Annotated in this window: 22 protein-coding genes and 2 pseudogenes; 13 read left to right on the top strand and 11 right to left on the bottom strand. The window is 58.4% G+C overall.

The features are described 5' to 3' along the window. The first annotated feature begins 46 nt into the window (after positions 1-46). The 5 genes and pseudogenes from VR71_RS12475 to VR71_RS12455 form a co-directional block, all read left to right on the top strand. Entirely contained in the window at positions 47-370 is a 324-nt protein-coding gene (locus tag VR71_RS12475; RefSeq protein ID WP_045684408.1) for an EthD family reductase, read from the top strand. Between the two features lie 286 nt (positions 371-656). Then, on the top strand, positions 657-1,787 hold the full coding sequence (locus tag VR71_RS12470) for a CoA transferase (RefSeq protein ID WP_045684405.1): 1,131 nt from the start codon (positions 657-659) through the stop codon (positions 1,785-1,787). 17 nt (positions 1,788-1,804) lie between these two features. Further along, on the top strand, positions 1,805-3,298 hold the full coding sequence (gene citF, locus VR71_RS12465; RefSeq protein ID WP_045684402.1) for a citrate lyase subunit alpha: 1,494 nt from the start codon (positions 1,805-1,807) through the stop codon (positions 3,296-3,298). 53 nt (positions 3,299-3,351) lie between these two features. Beyond that, a complete protein-coding gene (locus VR71_RS12460; protein ID WP_045684400.1) occupies positions 3,352-4,212 on the top strand; it encodes a PhzF family phenazine biosynthesis protein in 861 nt (286 codons plus the stop codon). Between the two features lie 91 nt (positions 4,213-4,303). Then, a pseudogene (locus tag VR71_RS12455) lies at positions 4,304-4,918 on the top strand (tripartite tricarboxylate transporter permease); the annotation flags it as partial. Between the two features lie 29 nt (positions 4,919-4,947). Here the strand turns inward: VR71_RS12455 and VR71_RS12450 are convergent. The 9 genes from VR71_RS12450 to VR71_RS12410 all read right to left on the bottom strand — a co-directional run bounded on the left by VR71_RS12450 (position 4,948) and on the right by VR71_RS12410 (position 12,736). Further along, entirely contained in the window at positions 4,948-6,147 is a 1,200-nt protein-coding gene (locus VR71_RS12450) for a PLP-dependent aminotransferase family protein (RefSeq protein ID WP_045684398.1), read from the bottom strand. 104 nt (positions 6,148-6,251) lie between these two features. Beyond that, positions 6,252-6,800, bottom strand: a complete 549-nt coding sequence (locus tag VR71_RS12445) for an aldolase/citrate lyase family protein (protein WP_296430365.1) — start codon at positions 6,798-6,800, stop codon at positions 6,252-6,254. Further along, complete coding sequence (locus VR71_RS12440) at positions 6,797-7,261, bottom strand: RidA family protein (RefSeq protein ID WP_045684396.1); 465 nt, start codon at positions 7,259-7,261, stop codon at positions 6,797-6,799. Before VR71_RS12440 ends, VR71_RS12445 begins: the two co-directional genes overlap by 4 nt. A 3-nt stretch (positions 7,262-7,264) precedes the next feature. After that, the gene (locus VR71_RS12435; protein WP_296430364.1) at positions 7,265-8,119 is read right to left on the bottom strand and encodes a PhzF family phenazine biosynthesis protein; all 855 of its coding nucleotides are present in this window, start codon (positions 8,117-8,119) and stop codon (positions 7,265-7,267) included. Position 8,120: 1 nt separating this feature from the next. Continuing rightward, positions 8,121-9,041, bottom strand: a complete 921-nt coding sequence (locus VR71_RS12430) for a 2-dehydropantoate 2-reductase (protein ID WP_045684394.1) — start codon at positions 9,039-9,041, stop codon at positions 8,121-8,123. A gap of 43 nt (positions 9,042-9,084) precedes the next feature. Then, positions 9,085-10,539: an aldehyde dehydrogenase family protein gene (locus VR71_RS12425; protein ID WP_296430361.1), complete on the bottom strand. Its 1,455-nt coding sequence runs from the start codon at positions 10,537-10,539 to the stop codon at positions 9,085-9,087. 88 nt (positions 10,540-10,627) lie between these two features. Next, the gene (locus VR71_RS12420; RefSeq protein ID WP_045684390.1) at positions 10,628-11,410 is read right to left on the bottom strand and encodes an enoyl-CoA hydratase/isomerase family protein; all 783 of its coding nucleotides are present in this window, start codon (positions 11,408-11,410) and stop codon (positions 10,628-10,630) included. A gap of 179 nt (positions 11,411-11,589) precedes the next feature. Beyond that, entirely contained in the window at positions 11,590-11,763 is a 174-nt protein-coding gene (locus VR71_RS25565) for a hypothetical protein (RefSeq protein ID WP_367118655.1), read from the bottom strand. Between the two features lie 94 nt (positions 11,764-11,857). Beyond that, complete coding sequence (locus tag VR71_RS12410; protein WP_045684386.1) at positions 11,858-12,736, bottom strand: NAD(P)-dependent oxidoreductase; 879 nt, start codon at positions 12,734-12,736, stop codon at positions 11,858-11,860. A gap of 684 nt (positions 12,737-13,420) precedes the next feature. Between VR71_RS12410 and VR71_RS25025 the strand changes: the two are divergent. Both VR71_RS25025 and VR71_RS12400 read left to right on the top strand, forming a co-directional pair. Then, positions 13,421-14,285 (top strand): annotated as a pseudogene (locus VR71_RS25025) (transposase). Between the two features lie 60 nt (positions 14,286-14,345). After that, positions 14,346-14,765, top strand: a complete 420-nt coding sequence (locus tag VR71_RS12400; RefSeq protein WP_045684385.1) for a hypothetical protein — start codon at positions 14,346-14,348, stop codon at positions 14,763-14,765. A gap of 262 nt (positions 14,766-15,027) precedes the next feature. Here the strand turns inward: VR71_RS12400 and VR71_RS12395 are convergent. Then, positions 15,028-16,160, bottom strand: a protein-coding gene (locus tag VR71_RS12395) for an IS3 family transposase (RefSeq protein ID WP_296430358.1) whose coding sequence is annotated in 2 segments (ribosomal slippage) — positions 15,028-15,881 and positions 15,881-16,160 — 1,134 coding nt in all. Because the reading frame shifts where the segments join, the coding sequence is not laid out codon by codon here. A gap of 145 nt (positions 16,161-16,305) precedes the next feature. Beyond that, a complete protein-coding gene (locus VR71_RS12385) occupies positions 16,306-17,214 on the bottom strand; it encodes a LysR substrate-binding domain-containing protein (protein WP_045684425.1) in 909 nt (302 codons plus the stop codon). A 136-nt stretch (positions 17,215-17,350) separates the two neighbouring features. Here VR71_RS12385 and VR71_RS12380 point away from each other — a divergent pair, with 136 nt between their 5' ends. From VR71_RS12380 to VR71_RS12355, 6 genes are read left to right on the top strand one after another with little or no spacing between them, the layout of a single operon-like run. Next, positions 17,351-19,516: an acetate--CoA ligase family protein gene (locus VR71_RS12380; RefSeq protein ID WP_296430352.1), complete on the top strand. Its 2,166-nt coding sequence runs from the start codon at positions 17,351-17,353 to the stop codon at positions 19,514-19,516. Positions 19,517-19,531: 15 nt separating this feature from the next. Beyond that, positions 19,532-20,707, top strand: coding sequence for an acyl-CoA dehydrogenase family protein (locus VR71_RS12375; protein ID WP_045684378.1), 1,176 nt, complete (start codon positions 19,532-19,534; stop codon positions 20,705-20,707). Continuing rightward, positions 20,704-21,582, top strand: a complete 879-nt coding sequence (locus VR71_RS12370; protein ID WP_045684376.1) for an ABC transporter permease — start codon at positions 20,704-20,706, stop codon at positions 21,580-21,582. Before VR71_RS12375 ends, VR71_RS12370 begins: the two co-directional genes overlap by 4 nt. Further along, positions 21,579-22,388, top strand: coding sequence for an ABC transporter permease (locus VR71_RS12365; protein ID WP_045684374.1), 810 nt, complete (start codon positions 21,579-21,581; stop codon positions 22,386-22,388). Before VR71_RS12370 ends, VR71_RS12365 begins: the two co-directional genes overlap by 4 nt. A 2-nt stretch (positions 22,389-22,390) precedes the next feature. Continuing rightward, a complete protein-coding gene (locus VR71_RS12360; protein ID WP_045684372.1) occupies positions 22,391-23,485 on the top strand; it encodes an ABC transporter ATP-binding protein in 1,095 nt (364 codons plus the stop codon). Between the two features lie 18 nt (positions 23,486-23,503). Then, complete coding sequence (locus VR71_RS12355; protein ID WP_045684371.1) at positions 23,504-24,565, top strand: ABC transporter substrate-binding protein; 1,062 nt, start codon at positions 23,504-23,506, stop codon at positions 24,563-24,565. The last annotated feature ends 53 nt before the right edge of the window (positions 24,566-24,618 follow it).

Raw genomic sequence — 24,618 nt, 5'->3', positions numbered from 1 at the left:
CACGATGCGCTCCTGAACAGAACTCTAATCAAGTAAGGAGGACGCAATGTCGTATGCGAAGCGTATCGGCTATCTGATCAAGCGCGATGATCTGACTCTGGAGCAATTTCATGAGCACTGGCTTGGAACGCACGCGGAACTTTGCAAGAAGCTTCCCGGACTCCGCCGCTATACCACCAATCTGATTGATCGCGACTCTTTCCCGGAAGCTGGTTGGGACGGTTTTTCTGAACTGTGGTTTGACTCCGTCGAAGACCATGATGCCGCATTTGCGAGCAAGGAGGGTCAGGAGCTACTCGCGGACGCACCCAACTTCGCCAAATCCCTGTATGGCGTTATCGTTACCGAAACCCGGCACATCTGGCCCTGATCGGCTGAATGTGAGTAGTCCGTGGCTTGTATAATCAACGGTAAACGAGCCAGAGGATGCCAGATTTGCCAGCCCGACGTCCCTCGGATTCACGTCACAATAACTGATTAATCTTTCAGTTTAATAAGATAGATTGAACAACCACCTCTGATCTATCTTGTCTGCAAGACAACGAATCCCATCCACGAAGATAGGAATCCCTTGGCGAACGTCAGGGGACAGCAGCCTGCGGCCGTGCGCCTGAATGCCGTTCATGCACAGCAGGAAGATGAAAGGGAGAGCTGGCATGAAACCTTTGGAAGGCCTGAAGATCGTAACTGTCGAGCACTTTGCAGCCGGCCCCTATGGTTCGATGTATCTGGCCGATATGGGCGCGACTGTGTTCAAGGTGGAAAACACCGCCTCGGGTGGCGATCCAGCACGCAAAATGGGCCCGTACTTTCTGGGTGACAACGACAGCCTGGTGTTTCAGGGCTGGAACACCAACAAGAACAGCATCGCGCTCGATCTGAAGAGTGAAGAAGGGCGCGAAGCCTTTCTGGCGATCGCGCGCTCGGCCGATGCGGTGATGAACAACTTGCGTGGCGATCAGCCAGGAAAACTTGGCATCGACTATGCGACTCTGAAAGCTGCCAAGAAGGACATCGTCTGCCTGCATATCTCGGCCTATGGGCGGAATAATTCCCGTGCCAACTGGCCGGGATATGATTTTCTGATGCAGGCCGAAGCGGGGCTGATGCACCTGACCGGCGACCCGTCCGCAGACCCCACTCGCTTTGGCGTGTCTATCATCGACTTCATGACCGGAACGGTTGGAGTTCTGGGGCTCCTGGCGGCGCTGCGGAAGGCCGGGCAGACCGGAGAGGGATGCGATGTCGATGTCAGTCTGTTCGACGTGGCGCTGCATCAGCTGGGCTATGCCGGGACCTGGTATCTCAACGAGGGATTGGAAAGCAGCCGCGTGGCGCGCGGATCGCATATGTCGGTCTCGCCGGTGCAGACGTTCACGGCGCAGGATGGCTGGATCTATGTGATGTGCATGACCGAGCGGTTCTGGGAGTTGATGGTGGATAAATTGGGCCGCAATGACCTGAAGTCGGACCCGCGCTTTGTCAATCAGCACACGCGCTCAACGAACCGCGATGCGCTGACCGAGGTTCTGGACGCCGAGTTCGCCAAAGCCCCGGCGGAACATTGGCTTGAAACATTCCGCGGCCTGCTACCCGTCGCACCGGTTCTCAGTGTGCGCGATGCATTGGAAAATCCGTTTATTGAAGAGGTTGGCATGATCTCGGACGTCCCCCACGAGATGCGTCCTGATATGCGCCTCTTGTCGAACCCGATCAAATTCAACGGCGAGCGTCTGTCGCAACGCCCTGGCAGCGCCTTTGGGGCTGGCCGCGCAGAAAGGGCCTGAAGAGTGTGAGCGAGCCCATGAACCGAGAAAACTTCCCCGCCGTGCTTGAGGGTTATGGCACGATCCGCCTCTATCGCGCCAGTATGTCAGAGCGGGTGGGCAGCAAGCTGTTGGCCGATCTGGAGGCCGCTTTTGATGCATGCGACCTGCGTGACGGCGCGACGCTGTCCTTTCACCATCACTTGCGCAACGGCGATGCGGTGCTGAATATGGTGCTGGCGGTGGCCGAGCGGCGGGGGCTCAAGGATCTCCACGTTGCGGCCTCGTCGATCTTTCCGGTGCATGAACCGTTGGTGGGCCATATCGAACGCGGCACTGTCACCGGGGTTTCTGCGGGCTTCATTTCAGGCCCGGTCGCCGAAGCGATCTCGGTTGGGGCTCTGCCAAGACCGGCGATCCTGCGGACCCATGGCGGACGCGCCCGGGCCATTGCGGCGGGCGAATTGCCTATTGATGTGGCGTTTGTCGCGGCCCCCGCCGCCGATCCGCTTGGCAATATCTCTGGTTCAATCGGACCGCGGGCCTGTGGCGCCCTAGGCTATCCCAAGGCTGATATCGTCAAGGCCCGCCTCGTGGTCGCCGTGACCGATACGTTGGTGCCCTTCCCGGTCCCGCAGATCGAGATCGATCAGCAATCCATCGATTGGGTGGTCCCGGTGAAAAGCATCGGCGATGCAGCAGGTATCCTGTCGGGCATCACGCGCCCCACCACCGAACCTATCGGGCTGGAAATCGCGCGGCGCACGGCCGCCGTCATTGAGGCGAGCAGGCTACTGATCCCCGGCTTTTCGTTGCAAAACGGTGCCGGTGGTATCTCCATCGCCACAGCGGATGAACTCGCGCGCTACATGACCAAAGCCGGGATAAAGGGCAGTTTCGCAGCAGGCGGTATCACCGGATTCCACGTCAAGGTGCTCGAGGCTGAGTTGTTCGAAGCGCTGCTCGATGTGCAGTGCTTCGATCTTGCCGCCGTGCAATCCTATGCCAGCAATCCGCGCCATCTGGGGATGTCGGCGTCGGTCTATGCCTGCCCCGGCCCACGCGGCGCGGTGGTTGATCTGCTGGATACCGTCGTACTGGGCGCGACTGAGATCGACTTGGATTTCAATGTCAATGTCACCACCCGTTCAGATGGGATGATCAATGGTGGCTCGGGCGGGCACGCTGATACCGCTGCGGGCGCCAAACTGACCATCATCACCACACGGCTGACGGCGGCAGGCTTTGCCAAGGTCGTTGACCGCGTCGGCACGGTGACCACGCCCGGAGAAACCGTCGACGTTCTGGTGACCGAGGCCGGGATCGCTGTGAACCCGCGGCGCGGTGATCTGGTGGAACGGTTGGGCCACGCGGGGTTGCCCCTGCGCAACATCGCTGACTTGCAGCGCGACGCGGCGGCGGTGGCGACCCGCGCGGCGATCCATCCGGCAGACGGGCGGATCGTGGCGGTGTCGGAGTATCGCGACGGGTCGGTTACGGATGTCATCAAAGAGGTGCCGCGACGGGATTGAGCGTATTCTGCGTTCGCCTTCAACGGGTCAGGCAATATCGGGTGCAATAATCCATGAACAGAAATTACAAGGTCGTCGATGTCTTTTCGAAGGAACATTTCCTTGGAAACCCGGTCGCGGTTGTCCTGGACGGTGAGGGGCTGAAGGATGATGAGATGCAGGCCATCGCCCGCTGGATCAATCTGTCCGAGACCACCTTTGTCATGCGTTCAACCGACGCCGGAGCGGATTACAAGCTCCGCATTTTCGCCCCGACAACCGAACTTCCCTTTGCAGGCCATCCGACCCTCGTGACGGCACATGCGGTCCTGGAGGCCGGATTGTTCACCCCCACGGAAGGGAAGCTGGTCCAGGAATGTGCCAAGGGCCTCGTTCCGATCTCGGTCGAGGCTGCCGGAGACGAACGGCGTCTGACCTTTGAACTGCCACCGGCGGAACACCGTCTGCTGACTGGCGAAGAGATCGACGAACTGAACGCCATCCTTGGCCACAAGGTGCTGGCCGACCCGGCACCTGCAGTGGTGGACGTGGGGGCCGTCTGGATCGCCGCTGAAATCTCCGACGTCGTTTCCCTGCGCGGGATCGCGCCGGACCTGGCCAGTTGCGCCGATTTCGAGCGCCGCCTCGGGGCCATCGGCGTATGCTTATACGCGGTCAGCGATACGGGGATCGAAACACGGTCCTTCCCGACATCGACCGGCGTAAACGAGGATCCCGTCTGCGGCAGCGGCAATGGGTGCGTGGCGAGTTTCCGGCTGAAGGCTTCCCAGATCGGGCAGGGCGATTCTTACATCGCGCGGCAGGGGCGAATGACCGGGCGCGACGGCTTCGTCTCAATCCGGATCGATTCCGATCACGGAGTCTTTGTGGGCGGTGCGTGCATCACGACGATGGACGGCACTCTGAAGTCGTGACCGCACCGCCGCTTGCCTGGGCCAACGGGCAAGGAAAGGGAATGTGGCGATGAACAAGATCACGGAGGCCCATCTGGCCGACAGCATCGCCGATGCGCGTGGCATCGGCGCGCCCGAGGCAGGCAACAACGCGGCATCGGCCGGGACACTGATTCCGATGCTGACACTTGGCGTGCCCGGAAGCGGTACCACGGCGGTCATGCAAGTTCTGCTTGTATCGCTCAGCATCCAACCCAGACCGCTTCTTTTCGAAAGGCTACCGGATCTTGTCTGGGGGCTGATCGCGGCACTTTATCTCGCCAATGTCATGCTGCTTATTCTGAACGTGCCGATGGTCGGGCTTTTTACCCGCATGCTGAGTCTGCCACATTGGCTGCTCATGCCTCTCGTCGTCATGGTCAGCTTTATCGGCATCTACTCGATCAGCCACTCGGCATTTGATCTGTTCGTGATGATCGGTTTCGGTGCTTGTGGCTATGCTCTGCGCAAGCTGGACATCTCACTGGTTCCGGTCGTGCTACGCCTGCTTCTGGGGGCGGACATGGAAAACGATCTCAGGCGGGCATTGTCGATCTCAGGAGGAAACTTCGACATCCTCGTGCGAAGTCTGATCGCGCTGGTGATCTACTTGGTCACGGCCCTATTGCTGGTCCGGTCCTTTACGATTTCCTTGCGCCGGAGCAGGCAGGCGGCAGCGCGGCTCTAATCCGGTGTGCTCCGGGCCGGTGCCGAGTGTTAACCCGTCTTAGACAGTACCGATTTTGCCGCTACGGCAAGACGCCGGACGCCTTCGATCATCGTTTCAAGGTTGTTCAGTGTGAAATTCACCCGGATGGAACGGCGGTTCATCCCCTCAGGATCGAAGACGCTCGACGGCGAAACGCAGACGCCATGCGCCATCGCCACACGCAGCAAATCATCGGTATTCAGGCGCGGATCGCGCGCCGTGGCCCAGACGAACATACCACCTGACGGCACCTCCCAGTCGAAGAGGTCAGCAAGGTGCGTTTCCATCGCGGTACACAGCGCGTCGCGGCGGGCACGGTAGAGATCGAGGATTCCCGGCAAGACCCGATCCGTCAGACCGGTGGAGATGGCGTCATAGGCGATCCGCTGGCAGAGGCCGGAGGTACTCATATCCGATCCCTGCTTTGCCGATACAAGCGCCGCGATCATTTCGGGTACCGCGATAACCCAGCCGATCCGGAAACCGGGCGCAAGCTCTTTTGACAGCGTGCCCAGGTAGATGACCGGGCCGTCATAGGGGCCGCTGCCGTGCTGCGCTGAGAGCGTCAGCATCCGTGGCAGGGGTGCTCCATCGTAATAAAGCGTTCCGTAGGGATCATCTTCGACCAGCCAGGTGCCGGTCTGGTGCGCCGCCTCGACCAATACCTGCCGTTGGGTCAAATCGACAAGCCGACCGGAGGGGTTTGAAAAATTCGGCACCGTATAGGCGAATTGCGCACCCGCAAAAGCCGCGGCAGGGTCAAAATCTCCCGCTTCCAACACCATCAGACGATACCGGGGCAAGCGCGGCCGCCACGCGTCAAACGCACCCAGATAGGCCGGGCTTTGCGCTGCAACGAGGCTGCCCTCTTCCAGCAGAACCTTTCCGATCAGGTCAAGCGCCTGCATGCCGCCTGTGGTGATAAGCACATTGTCGCGGGTCAACGTCAATCCCGGTGCGGAAAACCGCGTTGCGATCAGGTCGCGCAAAATTGGCAATCCGCTGATCGGGGCATAGGCCAGCGCCTCGCTCGGGTGGTTAGCTACGGCCTTTTCTGCCAGTTTTGACAAATCATTGACAGGCCATGTGGCCGGATCTGGCAGGCCGCCCGCCAAGTTGATCAGCCCCGGAATTTGTCCGGCCGCGAGAAATGTCTGGGTTACATCGTTGGTGTCGGAGAGCCATGCGGCGAAAGTGGGGCGTGTCATGAAATATCTCGATTTGCTATACTCTTCGCCACTACGGCGCGGGATGATCCACCCGGCTTAGGATCGCGCGGGCATGCGAGGCGTCGCCAGATGTGGCCGACAGATCATAAGGCAGCACAGTCACCCCGTCGAGCGGTGCGGCAATGCCCGTTAGACGCGACGCGAAAACGAGTTCGAAACGCGCAGGAGCCAATACCACGCGGGTATGGGCGCAGCGCAGATCGGCGCAAATCGATCGATCCAAAGGCTAGCAGCGCCACGCCCTTTGCCGCGGCGATCGCGCGCGCATTGGCGAGGGCCCGTGCGGATTCGATCAGCGCGATGACCGGATACGGCAGCACATCGGTCAGTGACCCAATCTGATCGGCACCCTCGGCCTTGGGCAGCATAATTGCGTCGGGGCGCAAGGTCGCTACCGCAGCCAGATCGGATTCAAACGCGGTGCTCCCGATTGCGTTGATGCGCACGATCACTGGCAGTTCGATGAAATCGCGACGCAATGCGGCGCGGGCAGCATCCTTGGCACCGTCGGCTACCGCGTCCTCAAGATCGAGGATAATCGCATCGGTCCCCGACGCGGCGGCCTTTGCGAAACGCTCGGATCGATCTGCAGGCACGAACAGCGGCGCCCTGATCGCTTCCAGCGCACTCATTCCTTGACGATGAAGATAGCTTCGATCTCGACCATGACCCCAAGCGGAAGTGAACCCATGCCGACGGCCGCGCGCGCGTGATATCCTGCTTCGCCCAGAACCTCGATGAAAAGTTCGGAACAGCCGTTGACGACCTTGGCGTGATCGATGAAATCCGGTGTCGCGTTGACCATACCGGTAACCTTGGCCACCGCCTCGACAGCCGACAGATCCCCGGCGACCGACTTGACCACCGACAAGAGTTGCAGCCCGACATTGCGCGCCGCCGCGTAGCCTTGTTCGACCGTTGCATCGTCCCCGAGACGACCGGTGATAAATGTCCCATCGGGATTGCGCGGAATCTGGCCAGACAGGTAAAGCGTGTTTCCGATCTTTCGCACTGGTCGGTAAACGGCCAGTGGGTCAGGCGCTTGCGGTAAGGTCAGGCCGAGTGCTTCCAGTTTCTGTTCAGGTGTCGTCATGTCTCAAATCTCGATCTCTTGCGATTCACGGACGGTACGGGCCTCTCCCGTAACGCGTATGCTGGCACCCCGTTCCGGCGTGATCTCGGTGATCAGCCGCGAAGGCACGCCCATATCCTCGCCTTGGCGGATGGTTACGCGGCCCTGATGCGGCCAGTCGATGTCGCGCAGGTATCCTGCCAGAGCCGCGGCGGCGGCCCCCGTCGCAGGATCTTCATAAACGCCACCAAGCGGGAACGGATTGCGCGCGTGGAACAGTTGCGCCGTCTCGGCGTAGACCAGATTAAAAGTGATATAACCTTCGCGGGTCGCCAGAGCCTGCCCCCGGGCAAAGTCATACTTCATCTCGCGCAGGGCCTCGCGGTCTTTCAGCGCAAGGATCAGGTGATCGCCGCCGCCATGGGCCACGGCGGGGGGAATGCGCGGGTCGAGACTGTCGCGCGACAGGCCAAAGATATCCAGGGTTTCCGCCAGGACAGCAGCGGCCACAGGTCCGCTGCACGTCGGCGGCGATTGGAAGGCTGCCCCCCAGCTGGCGTCGGACGAATGGCCCTCGACGGTTATGCGCGCGCGATTGATGTCGAGCGTGAACAGCCCCGGCCTAACATGGCGTGCCAGGGCCGCGCCAAGTGCAATCGTTGCATGGCCGCAGAAATCCACTTCGACCTCGGGAGCAAAATATCGGACCCGCCACGCATCGCCCTCGGGCGCGGCAAAGACGGTTTCCGAATAGCCGACTTCCGCCGCAACTTTCTGCATTACGGCAGGTTCAGGCAGGGTGTCACAGATCACGACACCCGCCGGGTTCCCGCCATCCTGTCCGCTCGAAAACGCGGAAATATGTTGTATGTTCAGCATATTATTGTCCAATACTGTTCGTTTTACCATCAACGGTGCTCCCGCGCTCGGCGCTTTTCACTAGCAAGGTCAGGGTGCGATTGATCGGTACGTCGATGCCCAGTTTAGCGGCTCGACTCACGATTTCCCCATTGAGGTAGTCGATTTCGGTCGGTTTGCCGCGTCCTAGGTCCTGCGCCGTCGAGGAGTGCTGACCGGCCATTGTGACGGGTATGGTTCGGATTGTTTCGAAAACTGCGTCTGGCACGGAAACGCCCTCCGCCTGCGCGACGGAAAGGGCTTCGCGGGCAATATCCCGCATCAGTTCCGGCATACCCTCCTGCGCCGCGATCTTGCCATAGGGCAACCCGGTGATGGCCGACAGCGGATTGATGGCGCAATTCACCACCAGCTTCGCCCAGAGCGAAGCCATGACATCGTCAGACACGCGCGTCTCGACACCGGCCACGTTGAAGATGTCGGCGACTACCTCCGCACCTTGCCCCGACAGTTCCAGATCGCCGCGCCCTTCGTGACGCACAACCCCTGGGCCAATCATGTGGCTGGCGACATAGACTACGACGGGCAGTACCGGACGCCCGGTAATCTGCCCGAGGGTTTCGGCATTCGACACACCGTTCTGCAGGCTGAGCACGATGCAACCTAGCGCCAGATGAGGTGCGATTTGCTGCCCGGCCTCTCTGGTATCGCCGGACTTTACACAGACCATCACGATGTCAGCGCCGCGGATCATCGAAGGATCAGTGCTGGCCCTCACCTTGGCGACAAGACGTTCACCGCCCTTCTCGAGGGTCAGTCCACTTTGCGACACGGCATCGACGAAGGGTGCCCGCCCGATCAGCACGACCTCATGTCCGGCGAGCGCGAACATGGCACCATAGTAGCAGCCAACCGCACCTGCCCCCATTACAGCAATTTTCATGTGACGCTCCCTTCACTGAACGGTGTTGCCTGCGGCGCGTGCGTCAGCCGAAATAGTTCACGACAGTCTTGATACGCGAGAACTCATGCAAGGCTATCACACCCTTTTCCCGCCCGTGACCCGATTTGCGAACACCGCCGAACGGCAGTTCGACGCCGCCCGCCGCACCATAATTGTTCACAAAGACCTGCCCGCAAAGCAACGCCTTTGCCACCCTCTTCTGGCGGGCGCCGTCGCGTGTCCAGACCGAAGCGACAAGCCCATAATCTGTCCCGTTTGCGATGGCGATAGCTTCCGCCTCGTCTTTGAACGGAATCACACACAGGACCGGGCCGAAGACCTCTTCCTGAGCGATACGCGAGTTGGGGTTGCAGGGGCCGAACAGAACCGGCGCGACGTAAAAGCCGTCACTTGGTGTGTTGGACCCGATCCGGCCCTTGGCGATAATGGGCTGATCCGACTCCGCGATATAGCGCTCGACACGCTGCTTCTGTTTGGCGGAAATCAGGGGGCCCATCACATCGTCTTCGCCCGACAGTCCGACTTCAATCGCCTCGAACCGCAATTTCAGTTCCGCGACGACCTGATCGAAGATGGGGCGATGGATCAAAACACGACTGCCTGCCGAACAGGTTTGGCCAGCGTTCTGGATCAGGGCGGTCACCAACACCGGGATTGCGGCGTCAAGATCGGCATCTTCGAATACGATCTGCGGAGATTTGCCGCCAAGCTCCAACGTACAACCGACATAGTTCTTTGCCGCAGCGATCTGGATCAGTGTTCCAACTTCGGGCGAACCGGTGAAGGAGATAAAGTCCACGCCGCGATGTTCGGTCAGGGCCTTGCCGGCGGTTTCTCCGCGCCCGGTTACAACGTTGAAGACCCCCGCGGGGAATCCGACTTCGACGGCAAGCTCTGCAATCCGCAAGGCGCTCAGGCAGGCATCCTCGGAAGGTTTCAGGACAACCGTGTTACCCATCGCAAGCGCGGGGGCGATTGACCGGCCGACCTGCTGCGCCGGATAGTTCCAAGGCAAGATCACCGCGACGACGCCATGCGGCTCGCGGTACATCGCGACGTCATAATTGTTCATGAACGGAATGACTTCGCCATGCAGCTTGTCAGCAGCGCTGCCATAGAACTCGAAATAGCGGGCCGCCATGATCATGTCGGTGCGCGACTGCTTGATCGGCTTGCCGTTGTCTTTCGTCTCAATCTGCGCCAAGGCTTCCTTTTCTTCGAGAATACGCAGGGAGAGCTTCAACATCAGCCGTCCGCGTTCAACAGCCGTCAGTTTTGACCATGGACCGGTCTCGAACGCTTCCCGAGCTGCGGCGATGGCAAGATCGACATCCGCAGCGTCACTATCCGGGATCTCCGCGAATGTCGCCCCATCGATCGGAGATACGACCGGAAGAACCCTGCCGGATTGAGCCGGAACCCAGCTATTGCAGATCAGGTTCTGTGGTTTGGATGTGCTGTTGTTGATCTCGTTCATCATGAGTTCCTTTCTGGCGGCGATCACTCGGTCGCACGCTGCCTGCGCTGCGCAAACATGGTGAGTATGCCTGCCGATTTCGGCGGCTTCAGTTCATTCCGAAGTTGGGCTCTTGCTTGGCAAAGAAGGCGCGCACGCCCTCCTCGCAGTCGGCGGAGGCAAAGACCTGGTCGCTGGCGTCGAGCGAGCGGGAGATCAACTCGGCGGTAGACAACCGCGTAGCCTCTCCGATCAGGGCTTTGCACAGGCTAAGCGCCTGGGACGGGCGCTTCGACATCTCCGCCGCAAGGGCCTGTGCCGAATTGACAACATCGTCTTTCGGCACAACACGATCAATCAGACCCCAGGCGAATGCAGTTTGGGCATCCACTGGCTCAGTCAGGAAGATCAGTTGTTTCGTCCTGGCAGGACCGATGCGGCGCACGGTCCGATAGGGGCCACCGCTGCTGGGGAATACCCCAAGGCGCATTTCCGGCATGGCAAAGCGGCAGTCCTCTTCGGCGACGATCAGGTCGCAGCACATGGCTATTTCCACCCCCCCGCCATAGGCGAGACCGTGGATCGCTGCCACGACGGGTTTGGGGAAAGTGGCCAGTTTCTCAAAAACCGCGTTCTGTCGCAGCAATTTCAATTCAACGACCTTGCCCGGTTCGTGAAAGGCGTCGAACTCGGAAATATCAGACCCGGCGCAGAAGGCGCGGCCAGCGCCCTTCAGAACGATGGCACGCACCTCGTCATTCCGGCGCAGACCTTCAAGAATGCGATCAAGCTGTCCGGTCATCTCGATCTTGAACACGTTCAGTGGCGGGTTGTTCAGCGTGATGGTGGCGATACTGTCGTGCACTGCCAATTCTACATAAGGTTCGATCATTGTTGTGCTTTCTCGAATGTTGTCAGTATCTCAGCGGATGTTTTGGTGAGTTCACTGTAGTCTATGGCGGGCTCTTGCTTCAAACAATCTGCATAATCTTAACTATTATGCAGATTGCCTGAGTAATAATGTCGACGCAAAGAGTTTGAACTGAATTCAGTGATTGTGGCAGCGGCAGGTCAGTTCAAAATGTCCCGCAGAAACAATGACACTTGCGGAACGTCAGTTATGACCAAGAGCGCCGCGATCACTGTCGATACCGGAATGATCAGGGATTTGAACAACCTTTGTAAGGGAATCTCGGCGACCTGTGCCGCAGCGAACAAGTTGACGCCCAAGGGAGGGGTGAACAATGCGGTAGTGGCGCTCCGAAACAAATCGGGCAAATCAACACCGCGTTCAAGAGTTGCTAAATGTTTGATTGGCGTCAGGGCACCCGGACAGGCTTCAAGCTTGGGGTGATTGGAGCAGCTTTACCTGTTCAGGCACAAAGGCATCGCCTGCGCCTTTTTCGACCAGATTGCCCAGTGTTTTGTGAACCGCATCAGCCACTTGTCGGGTGGCGCCCAGTTCGTTTGCCATCTCGGTGTAGTAGCTGGCGTCCTTGTAGGCGTTCGCGATGGTGAACCGCAGCAGATCGGAATTGCCTTCAAGAATGTAGGGTGCGACCCGTTCAAGAGCCGCACCACCGGCGCCGCCCTTGCGCAGGCAGTCCACCATTGCTTCGACGTCCATCCCGTCCGAAATCGCACAGGCGGCAACTTCGGCGATCAGGGTGACAGTGCCGAGCGAGATGATGTTGTGGATCAGCTTCAACTGGTGGCCGCTGCCGGGGCCGCCAGCGACAAAAATGTTCTCCGCAAACGTCTCCAGCACTGGCCGTACCTTGGCAATTGGGTCGCTCTCGCCTCCGACCAGCAGGTTGAGGCGACCTTCTTCGGCTTCCTTTGGCGTTCGGGTCATTGCTGCATCTACCAGTTCGGAACCGACCTTGCGGACCTTTGCGGCAAGGGCGCGGGTGGAACTGGGGATCGCGGTGGAACAGTCGACGACGATCGTGCCGGGCCGCAGGGCTTCAAGCACGGCACCAGAGCCGATCAGCACGTCCTCGACCTGCGGGCTGCCGGTCACACACAGAATCAGGATGTCGCACGCCTTCGCAAGATCCGCCGCCGTGTCATGACGGGTTGCACCCAGGTCGATCAGGTCGTCCGTTGGCTGGTTGCCGACATGGTACAGGAAATGGAGTTCCCAGCCTTTGGCTGCAATATTCTTCCCGATGCCATGCCCCATCAGACCAACACCAATCAATCCGATCTTTTGCACTTTGGCAGTCCTCCTAGTGTGTCTAGCTATGCGGGATGGAGCTGCACCCCGTTGTCAGTGCTCCATTTACCTCCCCGCAACGATGTGCAGGCAACCAGATTGGTAGTCCTGTCCTAACTGGAAGCTGGCGAGTATGAATTCTGACTAAAGATACGCAGTACCTATAATTCAAGCAATATTTTAAAACTTATGTATTAGTCAGTTAAATTGAAAGGTCACAGAGAGGCATTTGTTTCTACTACACTCGTCGAAGGAATTGCCAATCTTGCTCTAGGTATGGCATTTCAACCGGGCTCTGTTGCACAAATCGTGACCTACCCCTCGGTCGCCCCTCACTCATAATGAGAGTCCTTTGGTTGATAGTCTTCGGTTTCTGTCCGTACTGCTATCAAATACAATAGAATCCGATGTGTTAAAAAGGCGAATGCGCCCGGGCAGTCGAGAACGAGCCTCATAACGTTCCCGCAGCTGTGGATCTCACCACCCCGGTCAGATCAGTCATGCCGCCGCCGTTCAGTTTGGGTCACTGCTCCTCAAAGCAAACAAGCTTCTCACTCGCACGATATCTGGTATAGCTCTGAAACCACAAGAAAATCAGTATATAGATGGAACTCGTCGCCCACCCAATCCTTACCTTCCTGACAGACCCATGTCGAAGGCGCCCACGCCCACTCAGCTTGAGAGATGGATGTATCGCTGCGCAAGGAGGTGCAGATCATTGCGATCCTGCGTCAGGCGGAAGGTGGTGTGCCGGTGGCCGAGTTGTGCCGCGAGCACGGGATGAGCAATGCGTCGTTCTACAAGTGACGGGTGAAGTATGGCGGCATGGATGCATCGCTGATCAGCCAGATGAAAGCGATGGAAGACGAGAACCGTCGCCTGAAGCGGATGTATGCGGATCTGAGCATGCAGGCGAATTTACTCGAAGCCCTTGGAAAAAGTGACTGGGCCATCTCAACGCCGCGAGATGGCCGAGAATGCCGTGTCACGACGTGGGGCAAGCATCGCCCTCGCTTGCCGAGCCTTCGGGGTCAGCGAGACCTGCTTTTGCTATGGCCCGAAGCTGCGGGCCGAGAACGAAGAGATCGCCGATCTGCTGGTCGGGCTGACGGATGCCCGCAAGACCTGGGGTTTTGGGCTGTGTTTCCTGCACCTTCGCAACCTGAAGGGCTGGGTATCGAGATCGACTTCTCCTTGCCCGCAGAACGGGTGATTTGCAGCCTGGACAAGATCATCGAATGGCGCGGCAAACCCGGCACAATCAGGGTCGACAACGGCACGGGATACATCAGTGGCAAGCTGCTGATATGGGCCGAAAAACGGAGCATCACCATCCAACCCGGTCAGCCGCGGCAAAACGCCTACATCGAGCGCTACAACCGCACCGTCCGGCATGAATGGCTGGACCGATACATCATCGAAACCATCGACTAGGCCCAAGATCACGCAACGCAATGGCTCTGGACTTGCAACAACGAAAGCCCGATCATGGGCGTCGGCGGGGTATCCCTGGGCTTTGCCCGTTCAGAAGCTGAAAATGGCCGCGTGAATTCTACGACCGCACCCCGTTAAAAATGAGGGATTACCCGCCGAGCGCATCAAGGACCGCATGGCGCAGCTGGAGGCACAACAAAAGCAGCTGGAGGCCGACCTTGCCGCGACCCCCGCCAAGGACACCGCCCTGCGCATTCACCCCAAGATGGCCGAGACCTATCATGTCCGCATCAAGGCGCTCATCAAGCAGCTGTTCGCGCCGGATGGCGCGGGCGAGGCCCGCGAGGCGATCCGTGGGCTGATCGAGAAGATCGTGGTCACGCCTGTGCCCACGGGCGGCAAGCGCATGGAGCCACGGCTGGACCTTCACGGCGCGCTTGCGGGTATTCTGGCGTTGAGCCTTGGGGGTGCGGGGAAGTCCGGACAGCCAAAAACCTCCCTTGAACAGGAGGTTATGCAAAGTATAGTATTTATGGTTGCGGGAGGGGGCTTTGCACAAGTTCGTACAACGAAGGCAATTTTCATCTCAGTCTGATCTTTGGTCAGATTCCCTACAACTCATCTTCAAGTATGGGCTACTCGTACCCTTTATCTCAATGAATACGCACAGGGGACACCGCCGCTAAAGTGCCGGAAGTGAAACATGTTCTCGAAACCGCGTCGAGACCGGCCTTTTCCAGCAGCCTGCTAAAGCACGGTCAAGCGAGATGAAACTACCTGATGATCCGAAGTGTTCAAGAGAGCAGAGGTGGTCGCGGAAATTCGGACCAGTTGTTAAGGTGGATCAGGGTTTCCTATCAGGCTGCAATTCTCATGGGTTCAGTTCGGTTTGCATGGACCTCATCCGGGGTCAAGATGCCATGGGTCGAGTGGGGCCGCTCGGCGTTGTAATAGGCCAGCCATCGACCGATACCCTCCCTGGCTTGTGACCCGGTCTCGAAGGCACGCAGGTAAACGCACTCGTATTTCAGCGACCGCCAAAGGCGCTCGATCATGCGATTGTCGATCCAGCGGCCCTTGCCATCCATCGATATCTTCACCTTGGCCTCCTTCAGTTCATCGATCCAGTCGCTGCTGGTGAACTGCGATCCCTGATCGGTGTTGAAGATCTCTGGCGGGCCATAGGTGGCCAGCGCCTCTTTCAGCGCCGCGACACAGAAGTCTGCCTCCAAGGTGTTCGACAGACGCCAGGCCAGAACCTTGCGGCTATACCAATCCATGATGGCGACCAGATACAGGAACCCCCGCTCCATCCGGATATAGGTGATATCGGCGCACCAGACCTGATTGGGTCGGGTGATCGCCAGCCCCTTGAGCAGGTAGGGGTAGATCTTGTGCGCCGGGCGTTTCTTGCTGGTGTTGGGCTCCTGGTAGATCGGCACCAACCGCATCAGACGCATCAGGCGCCGCACACGATGACGGCCGCACTTGTGACCCTGCCGCTTCATGTGACGCGCCATCTGGCGAGAGCCATACCACGGGGTCTCCAGAAACTGCTTGTCGATGATCTCCATGAAACGTAGGTTCTCAGCGCTTTCACCCTTGGGACGATAATACAGCGTAGAGCGCGACAATTGCAGCAGCGCGCATTGCCGCCGCTGGCTCAGCTCATGATCCTTGCTCACCATTTTTTGCCTCGCGTCCCGAGCAGCTGAACCGAGGCATTTGCTAAAAAATCCCGTTCCACCACCAGCTGCCCGATCTTCGAATGCAGCTTCTCGATCTCCGCCTCGTTAACCTTCCCGGGATCAGCACCCCGCCGGGTGAACGCCGTGGCCATGTTCTCAATCGCCGCCCGCTTCCATGTGCTGATCTGGTTCGGATGCACGCCATACTTCTTCGACAGCTCGGCCAGCGTCATCTCTTCGCGGATCGCTTCAAGCGCGACCTTCGCCTTGAAATCAGGCGTATGCGTCTTTCTCTTTGCCATTTCGGATCGTCTCTCTCGTCATGCGATCCACCTTAACAACTGGTCCGAATTTCCGCGACCACCTCTAGCAATGAAATGCAGCTTTTTTACGTTTCACTGAAAATATCAAGCGATATGTGCGGATTTTCGCATTGGTCGTTAGGGGCTACTGCAAGTCGGAGCCAACTTCCGTCAGCAACCAATCCCGCACCGCGGCCACTTCTGGTCGCAACGGACGGTCCGAAGGGGTGACGATGTAATAGTTCATCCCGGTCACGTATTCCCTGGAAGCCGCGCGAACCAAGCCTTTTTGCTCCAGCTCATGGGCGATTACATAGCGCCAACCGAGACCAATGCACTGCCCCTTGATCACAGCCTGCAACAATAGCGCGTAGTCTGAGAATAGCATTTCGGAGGCGTCGCCGGGTGGAGCATATCCCATCTCCGCCAGGTACTTACGCCAAGGCAGTCGCAGTGGCTCGTTGAGATGTCCAAGCGTGTGGCCCTTCAGAGTATTGCAGCCATCCAGCACCCCATGAGCCGCCACATACCCTGGACTTGCCACAGGAATCACGACCTCTTCCTGGAGGAACCATCGGTCGAACGCCTGTTTCTTTTCCTCGTCGTGGCGCACCCCAAGATCAGCCCCATTTAATGGACCAATTGGCTCCCCATGTATGATCTGAAATCGAATTGGGATATCAGGAAGTGCCTGACGGTAACAATCCAACCGCGGCATGAACCAGTGCAACGCGAACGCAGAAGTTACAGAAACGGTAACCGAAGTCGGGCTTTCGCGCATTCGCTCGATCTCATCCAACGCTGCTTCCACCTGACGGAAGCCACCAGAAACTGCGTCGGCTAAAATCTGGCCATGACGTGTCAATTCCACACCGCCCGAAGTGCGATTAAACAGAGGCACGCCGAGCTGCTCTTCAAGTTGGCGGATCGTCTTGCTCACCGCAGGTTGGGTAACGTTGAACTCCCGACTGGCTTCCGAAAAGCTCAACTTTCGAGCTGCCGCCTCAAAGACGAACAGCGCACCAGCGCTCGGCACTTTCGCTCTTAACGACATGACAACCTCGGTCGGACCAGTTGACCCCATAACTCAGAGTAATAGGGCAATGAGTATTCGTGACGTTACAGATTAAAATCTCCCCCGTAACCTCAATCCTAGGACAGACGACAATTGGACCCGGAAAGGCCCATTGATGCAAGAGTCTTCAAATCTCTACAATGTAAATGCGATAGGTTCAGCATCGGCGCCGCTTGCAGGTCATCCGCACCCTTTAGACCCGCTGTTACGACCAACCTCTGTTGCTTTCATCGGCGCATCAAACCGTCCGCAAACCCTCGGTAATATCATGGTGAGCACTGCAGCGGTGGATGGGTATCTCGGCGCATTATACCCGGTAAACCCCAAAGAATCTATGATTTCAGGGCTACCCTGCTTCCCAGATATCGCCAGCATTCCCGGAGCGGTGGAACATGTAGTGATCGGGTTGGCCGATCAGCGCGTAGAGCAGGCCCTGCATGAGGCCATCGAAAAAGGCGTGCGCGCCGCTACCATTTTCACCGGTTGCGACATGTCGGACCAGGGCGATGACAAGTTGTTATATCGCCTCTCGGACATGGCCCGAGAAGCAGGATTGCACATATGCGGTCCCAACAGCATGGGGCTCTTAAACCCTAAAATTGGGTTGCGGCTCAATGGTTATGCCTCACCGGTCCCTCTGAAGCCGGGTAATATCGCGCTGATCCTGCAATCAGGCTCCGCCTTCAGCGCACTTGCCTACAATCACTCTAGGTTGCGCTTTTCGTTCTGCGTATCGACAGGACGAGAACTAGCCACGCGCAGTGAAGATTACATGCTCTGGGCGCTGGAGCAGCCCGAGACGAAAGTGATCGGCCTGTTTCAGGAAACTGCGCGTGACCCCGCCCGGTTCATTACCGCGTTGGAACGCGCGAGAGAACGATCCGTCCCAGTTGTGGTACTCAAGGTCGGCAAGACCGAGCTAAGCGCGCATTTCGCCTCCAGCCACAGCGGGGCCATCGCAGGCAACGCGGCGGCCTATGAGGCGGTCTTCCACAGCTACGGCGTGGTGGAAACTGCCACCCTCGACGAGTTCGGTGCTTGCTTGCAGCTTTTCTCCAAGGTTGATCCAGCGCACCTCCCCGACGGCCTGCTTGCTGGGGTTCACGATTCCGGCGGCGAGCGGGAGATGGTAGTGGATCTGGCTGAGCGTGAGGGTGTACGCTACGCCAACATTTCAGAGACCACCAAAACCAAGCTGAGCGCCAACCTGGACAGCGGCCTCAAGCCTGAAAACCCGCTTGATGTATGGGGTTCCGGGCATGAGTTCGAGCGCAAAGTAGAGAACTGCATGACGGCGCTGATTGACGACCCAGCCACTGGGGCACTTGCGCTGTTCCAGGACATTCGCGACGGCTCTTACGTAGCCACCGGCTTTCTGTCTGCACTGCGCCGGGTCAGTAAGAGCAGCAATAAGCCCGCAATTATCGTCTCTAACTATGCCGGGGTGCGGCACGGCACAATTGCACTCGAAGCCGTTGAGGCCGGGCTGCCAGTGATTGAGGGCTCGCAGGAAGGGCTCAAGGCTATTCGCGAATTGTTCGCCTTCCGCGACCGTCAAAAGGTATCCCGGGGATCTCCCCCAGCCACCTCACCAGAAATCGTCAGCCGCTGGCGCACCCGGTTGTCGGAACCCAATGATTTGAGCGAAGCGGAAGCACTGGCGCTTCTTGCGGATTACGGCATTGCCACGCCGCGCGTTATCGAAGTGGACACGCTTGAGGCGCTGCGCAACGCCGTACCCGAAGTCGGCTTGCCCCTCGTACTCAAGACGGCGGCACTCGGCATCAAGCACAAGAGTGATGTCGGCGGGGTGTTTCTCGGACTAACAGACATGCATAGTGTCGAAGTCGCCTATCATGAAATCGCCACGCGATTGGGACCGCAAGCGGTTCTCGAGGAAATGGTGCCGAGTGGCATTGAGCTCGCATTTGGGTTGGTGCAAGACGAGACATTCGGCCCGTTCGTGATGGTGGCCGCTGGCGGCATCTGGATCGAGGCGCTCGAGGACCGGGTGGTTGCGTTGCCGCCCTTTGACCATGCCGAGGCGCGCAGCATGATCGACGGACTGCGAATCCGCCGACAGCTGGGTGGCGGCCGTGGCATCCCCTCCGCCGACCTGGACGCTATCGCTCTTGCCTTCTCGCGCTTCTCGCAGCTTGCCGCCGACCTAGGCGACTTGATTGCCGAGATGGATGTGAACCCTCTTTTCGCAAGGGCGGACGGGATACGCGCCGTTGATGCTCTTTTGAACGTTCGTGCCACGCGCGCGCCTAACATCTGACAAGGACAACCACTCATGGATTTCGAGTTCAACCCCCGCCAAAAGGCACTTTCGAAATTGGGTCGGGATTTCGTGGAGCAAGTCTTGCAGCCGCTTGAGCAGGTGACGGATGAGCATGGTGAGTTGCCCGAGAATAAGCGTGCCGACGTCCGTCAAGCAGTGCGCGACTGGGGACTGGCCGGCATCAATCTCGGCCACGAGCATGGCGGGCTGGGACTTACGATGGTTGAGCAAACCTTGGTCGAGGAACAGCTCGGCAGAGCAACAAACGGTTTATGGAGCTGCGTCTGGCGCCCACCCGTGAGTCTCAAGTTCGGCACACAAGCACAAATCAATGACTATCTCATCCCCTCTGCCCGCGGCGAGCGGCGCGGTTGCTTTGCCATCACCGAGGCGGATGCCGGCTCCGACCCCCGTCGGGTCAAAACCAAAGCCGTGATGCGCGACGGGCAATGGTATTTGAGCGGCGAGAAATGGTTCGTCACCTCCTACAATGCCAGCGATTTTATCATCGTGCACGCTCATGTGGATGATGATCCGGACAAGCCGACCCTCTTCCTCGTGGACAAGCCGGTGCTCAACATGACCCATGTGCGCTCTCCCAAGTTCATGCACAATTTCGCATTTGACCATGCAGAGCTTATTTTCGATGAAACGCCCGTAGCGGCTGATCGCCAACTTGGCGAGATCGGCCAAGGGTTCGAACTGACGAAGGACTGGTTTGTAGAAGCCCGACTTCAGATCGCGGCGCATTCCATCGGCGCGGCCACCCGCGCGGCAGAAATCGCGAATGAGTTCGCGACCTCACGCCACCAATTCGACCGCGCAATTCGTGATTTCCAAGGGATCGAATTTATGCTGGCGGACATGGCGGTAGATATCTTCGCCGCCAAGTCGATGCTGTATCGAGTTGCCGCAGAAATTGACGCGGGTGCGGGCCGCTCACGCGTGCACGCCCATGCCAGCGCGCTCAAACTGTTCTGCTCAGAGGCTTCTGGGCGCGTAATTGACAAGGCGGTGCAGATACTCGGGGGGCGCGGCTATATGCGCGAGAACCCTGTGGAACGCCTCTACCGCGATATCAGGGTGGACCGGATATGGGAGGGCACCTCGGAGATACAAAGAAGCGTAGTGGGTGGCCGCATCCGCAAGCACGGCATGCGCATTTACTCGGAGGCATTTGAAACATGACCCGGGTTGAAACCACGCAGGCCTGGCGGGGACACGACCAAAGACTCGGCCGGGCTGCGATGACATTTTTGCTTTTTCTCCCAGCATTGATCTTTCTTGGGGTTTGGTTCGTCTGGCCGTTAGGTCAACTTATTCTCCTGAGTTTTCAGGCCGAGGGCGGTGCCTTTGCCGCTTACCAAGAAATTTTGACAAGCGAAGTGTTCCGCATTGTTTTCTTCAACACTCTCAAGCTGGCCGTCTTCGTCACGATCATCTGCACCATCCTCGCTTATCCTGCCGCCTGGCTGCTCACGCGAGTGAAAGGGTTTTGGTTCAGCATAGCACTCTACTGCATCCTCGTGCCTTTTTGGATCAGTATACTGGTGCGAACCTTTAGCTGGATGCTGCTGCTAGAGCGCAGCGGGCCGGTCAACAATTTTCTGATTACCCTCGGCGTCACCGACCAGCCACTTAAGTTGCTTTTCAATGATTTCGGCGTCTACATCGGAATGGTACACGTCCTGCTGCCTTACGCGGTACTGCCGATCTATTCCTCGATGCTCAAGATCGACCAGCGGCTACTTTTGGCAAGCGACAGCCTTGGTGCCTCAGGGCACACAACCTTTTTCAAGATTTTCCTGCCCCTCACCCTGCCCGGCGTCACCGCTGGGGCGACCTTTGTTTTTCTGCTGGCGCTGGGTTTCTACATCACCCCAGCCCTGCTTGGAGGACCACACAACCTCACGGCGGCAATGCTGATCGACAGTTTTGTTAATGAACGGCTGGTCTGGCCGCTGGCGGCGGCGGCCTCAGTGATCCTGTTGGTTATTGTGCTTGTTGTTCTGGCGGTGACCGCGCGCTTCGTCTCTCTCGGCTCTTCGGTGGTGGTTAAATGAAACGGTACAAACCCTCTCCGCAGGCTCTCACTCAGATCTTCGGCGCCATAGTGCTCGCCTTCTTGGTGATGCCGATCTTCGCAGTGGTCCCGGCTTCATTCAACCAAGCATCCTTCATAAAAATCCCGCCTGAGGAGCTAAGCCTGCAATGGTATGCCGCCTTCCTTGAAGACCGCGGTTGGATGACCTCGCTCTTCAATAGCGTCCGGGTGGCACTGCTTACCACGGCAATCGCGCTGGTCATTGGCACCCTAACGGCTCTGGGTGTGGAGCGCCTGCCCAAGCGGATACGCCCAATAGTCATTGGGGCGGTACTATCGCCGCTGATCGTACCCGTAATCATGATCAGTATCGCGCTCTACTATGTAACCCGCAGCGTCGGCCTTTACGGGACGGTTCCGGGGCTTGCGCTTAGCCATGCACTGATCTGCGTACCCTTTGTGCTGCTCAATGTGAGCGTTTCCCTTCAAAGGCTTGACCCCAATCTCGCAAGGGCCGCCTCAGGCCTGGGTGCTCGCCCGGGCTATGTTTTTCGCACAGTAACCTTACCCGCGATCTGGCCGGGCGTTGCTAGCGGTGGGGCTTTTGCCTTCGTTCTTTCGTTCGACGAGGTGGTAATCTCTTTGTTCATCGCTGGCTACGGCGCCAAAACACTGCCGGTCAAGCTTTGGGAACAAATCCGGGTGGAATTCACTCCAGTCGCTGCCGTTGGCTCCACCCTAATTCTCACGTTCACCGTCGTGCTGTTCATCCTAACGCGGCTGAGCGCCCGCAAACGCAACTCCTCCGCAGAAGGGAGCCAATAAGCATGGCCGCTAGAGAAACACATGGAGTTCGCTTCGAACAAATCTGCAAATCCTTCGGAGAAATAAAGGCTCTGCGCCCACTCAGTCTAGAGATTAAACCGGGGGAGTTCCTGACCCTGCTGGGCCCGAGCGGCTCGGGCAAGACGACTTTGCTCAACATCGTCGCTGGCTTTCTTGACCCGGACGGAGGTCGTCTGATTTTGGGTGGACAGGATGTCACGGCCCTGCCCCCCCGCGCGCGCAACATCGGAATGGTATTCCAGAATTATGCACTCTTTCCGCATATGAGCGTGGCTGAAAACGTAGCCTACGGCCTAAAAGTCCGCGGTGTGAAGGGCATGGAACTCCAGCGTCAAGTCACCGAAGCGCTCGAGATGGTCCAACTCGACGGCTACGGCGAGCGCGCCATAGACCAGCTTTCTGGCGGTCAGCAACAGCGTGTTGCATTGGCGCGTGCGATGGTCATCGAGCCGGATCTTTTGCTGATGGACGAACCGCTCGGGGCGCTCGACCGGCAATTGCGCAAGCATGTTCAGCTCGAAATTCGCCGTCTCCATACGAAATCGCCACGCACAACTATCTACGTGACGCACGACCAAGAGGAGGCGCTCGTGATGTCCGACCGTGTGGCGATTATGCGCAATGGTCGGATCGTCCAGATTGGCACGCCTGGCGAGCTCTACGACAAACCTGACAGCGCCTACATCGCTCGTTTTCTAGGCGAATCCAATCTTCTGCCCGTGAAAGTGCTGGGCGCCGAGAAGGACAGCATCGCTTACAGTATCCGCGGCTACGAAGGCAGATTTTCCGCACCGGCGAAAGGCCAAGCGGAAACTACGCCTGGCGAGGCGCAGCTTCTGATACGGCCCGAAGTGCTGCGCGTCTCGCAAACAGACGACAACAGCCTTCGCGTGGTGGTGGAAGAGGTCGTTTATCTAGGCGAGCTTACCGCCACGAAACTGCGCTTTGCAGACGGCCAAGAAGGCTGGCTGCGCGCAATGAAATCCCCGGCGCACCAACCAGGGGATGTCATCCGGGTCACCTGGGCACCGGAGGACTCCCGCCTGCTTCCCGCAAAGGACGAGGCGGCCAACTAGAACAGAGGAGGGAAACTTATGTTCAACCGAAGAGAACTACTCAAGTCCGCTACGGCGATGGGTCTGCTGAGCGCCACGTCGCTTGGTCAGGCGCAACGCGCCATGGCCCAAAACCGGCCCTTTATCTTCTGCTCCTTCGGCGGCGCGCTGTCGGAAACTGAGGAGAAGGCCTTCATGACCCCGTTCAGCGAGATGACTGGGCAGGAGATCTTGAACGTATCCCCCACCAACTACGCAAAGATCAAGGCGATGGTGGAGGCCAACGCAGTCGAATGGGACTTGGTTAATGTGGGTGGTCAATTCATCTATCAAGGCTCCGAGGCCGGGGTCCTAGAGCCGATCGATTACTCGATCGTCAAGGCTGATCACCTTGATCCGAGCTGGCGCACTGAATACGGTGTCTACACCAGCACCGGCGCATCTGTGCTGGCTTTCAACACTGATGCCTTCCCCTCAGGCCAAGAGCCCCAATCATGGGAAGACTTCTGGAACGTCAAGGATTTCCCCGGCCCGCGCAGCCTCTACACCCGAATGTACTATAACTACGAAGCTGCACTTTCAGCAGCTGGTGTTCCACGCGACGAGATATATCCAGCTACAGACGAGAAGATTGAGATGGCTTTGGCCAAACTCGAGGAGATCCGTCCGCATATTGCGGTCTGGTGGAATTCCGGCGCGCAGCCGCCGCAGCTGCTCTCAACCGGAGAAGTCACTATGGCCCTAGCCTGGAGTGGGCGGATCTTCGATGCGATGGCAGAGGGCAGCCCCGTATCGATGACCTTCAAGGACGCAATCGCGTGGGGCAACGCCTACGTGGTGCCTAAAGGTACGCCCTATCGAGACGTGGCGATGGAACTCATCAACTACTGCATCACTCAGGAAGCCCAAGAGCGACTGGTACCGTTGGGCACTTATGGTCCGTCACTCGCCTCAGCAGCTGCAACTGCGGATGAGCAGCAGGCCCAGTTTATGGTGACCCACCCAGATAATGCCAAGGACACCATCTTGTTCAACGACAAGGAAGTGGCGCGCTACTGGACGGAATGGGAAGAACGCTGGCAGAAATTCCTGCTCGGCTAACAACTTACACCCCGAGGCCCGCACTTGCGGACCTCGGCTCCCTTATCAGAAGG

The sequence above is a fragment of the Roseovarius sp. BRH_c41 genome (assembly GCF_000961715.1).
Taxonomy (GTDB): Bacteria; Pseudomonadota; Alphaproteobacteria; order Rhodobacterales; family Rhodobacteraceae; genus Roseovarius.
This window is presented reverse-complemented; position numbering and strand designations above follow the sequence as displayed.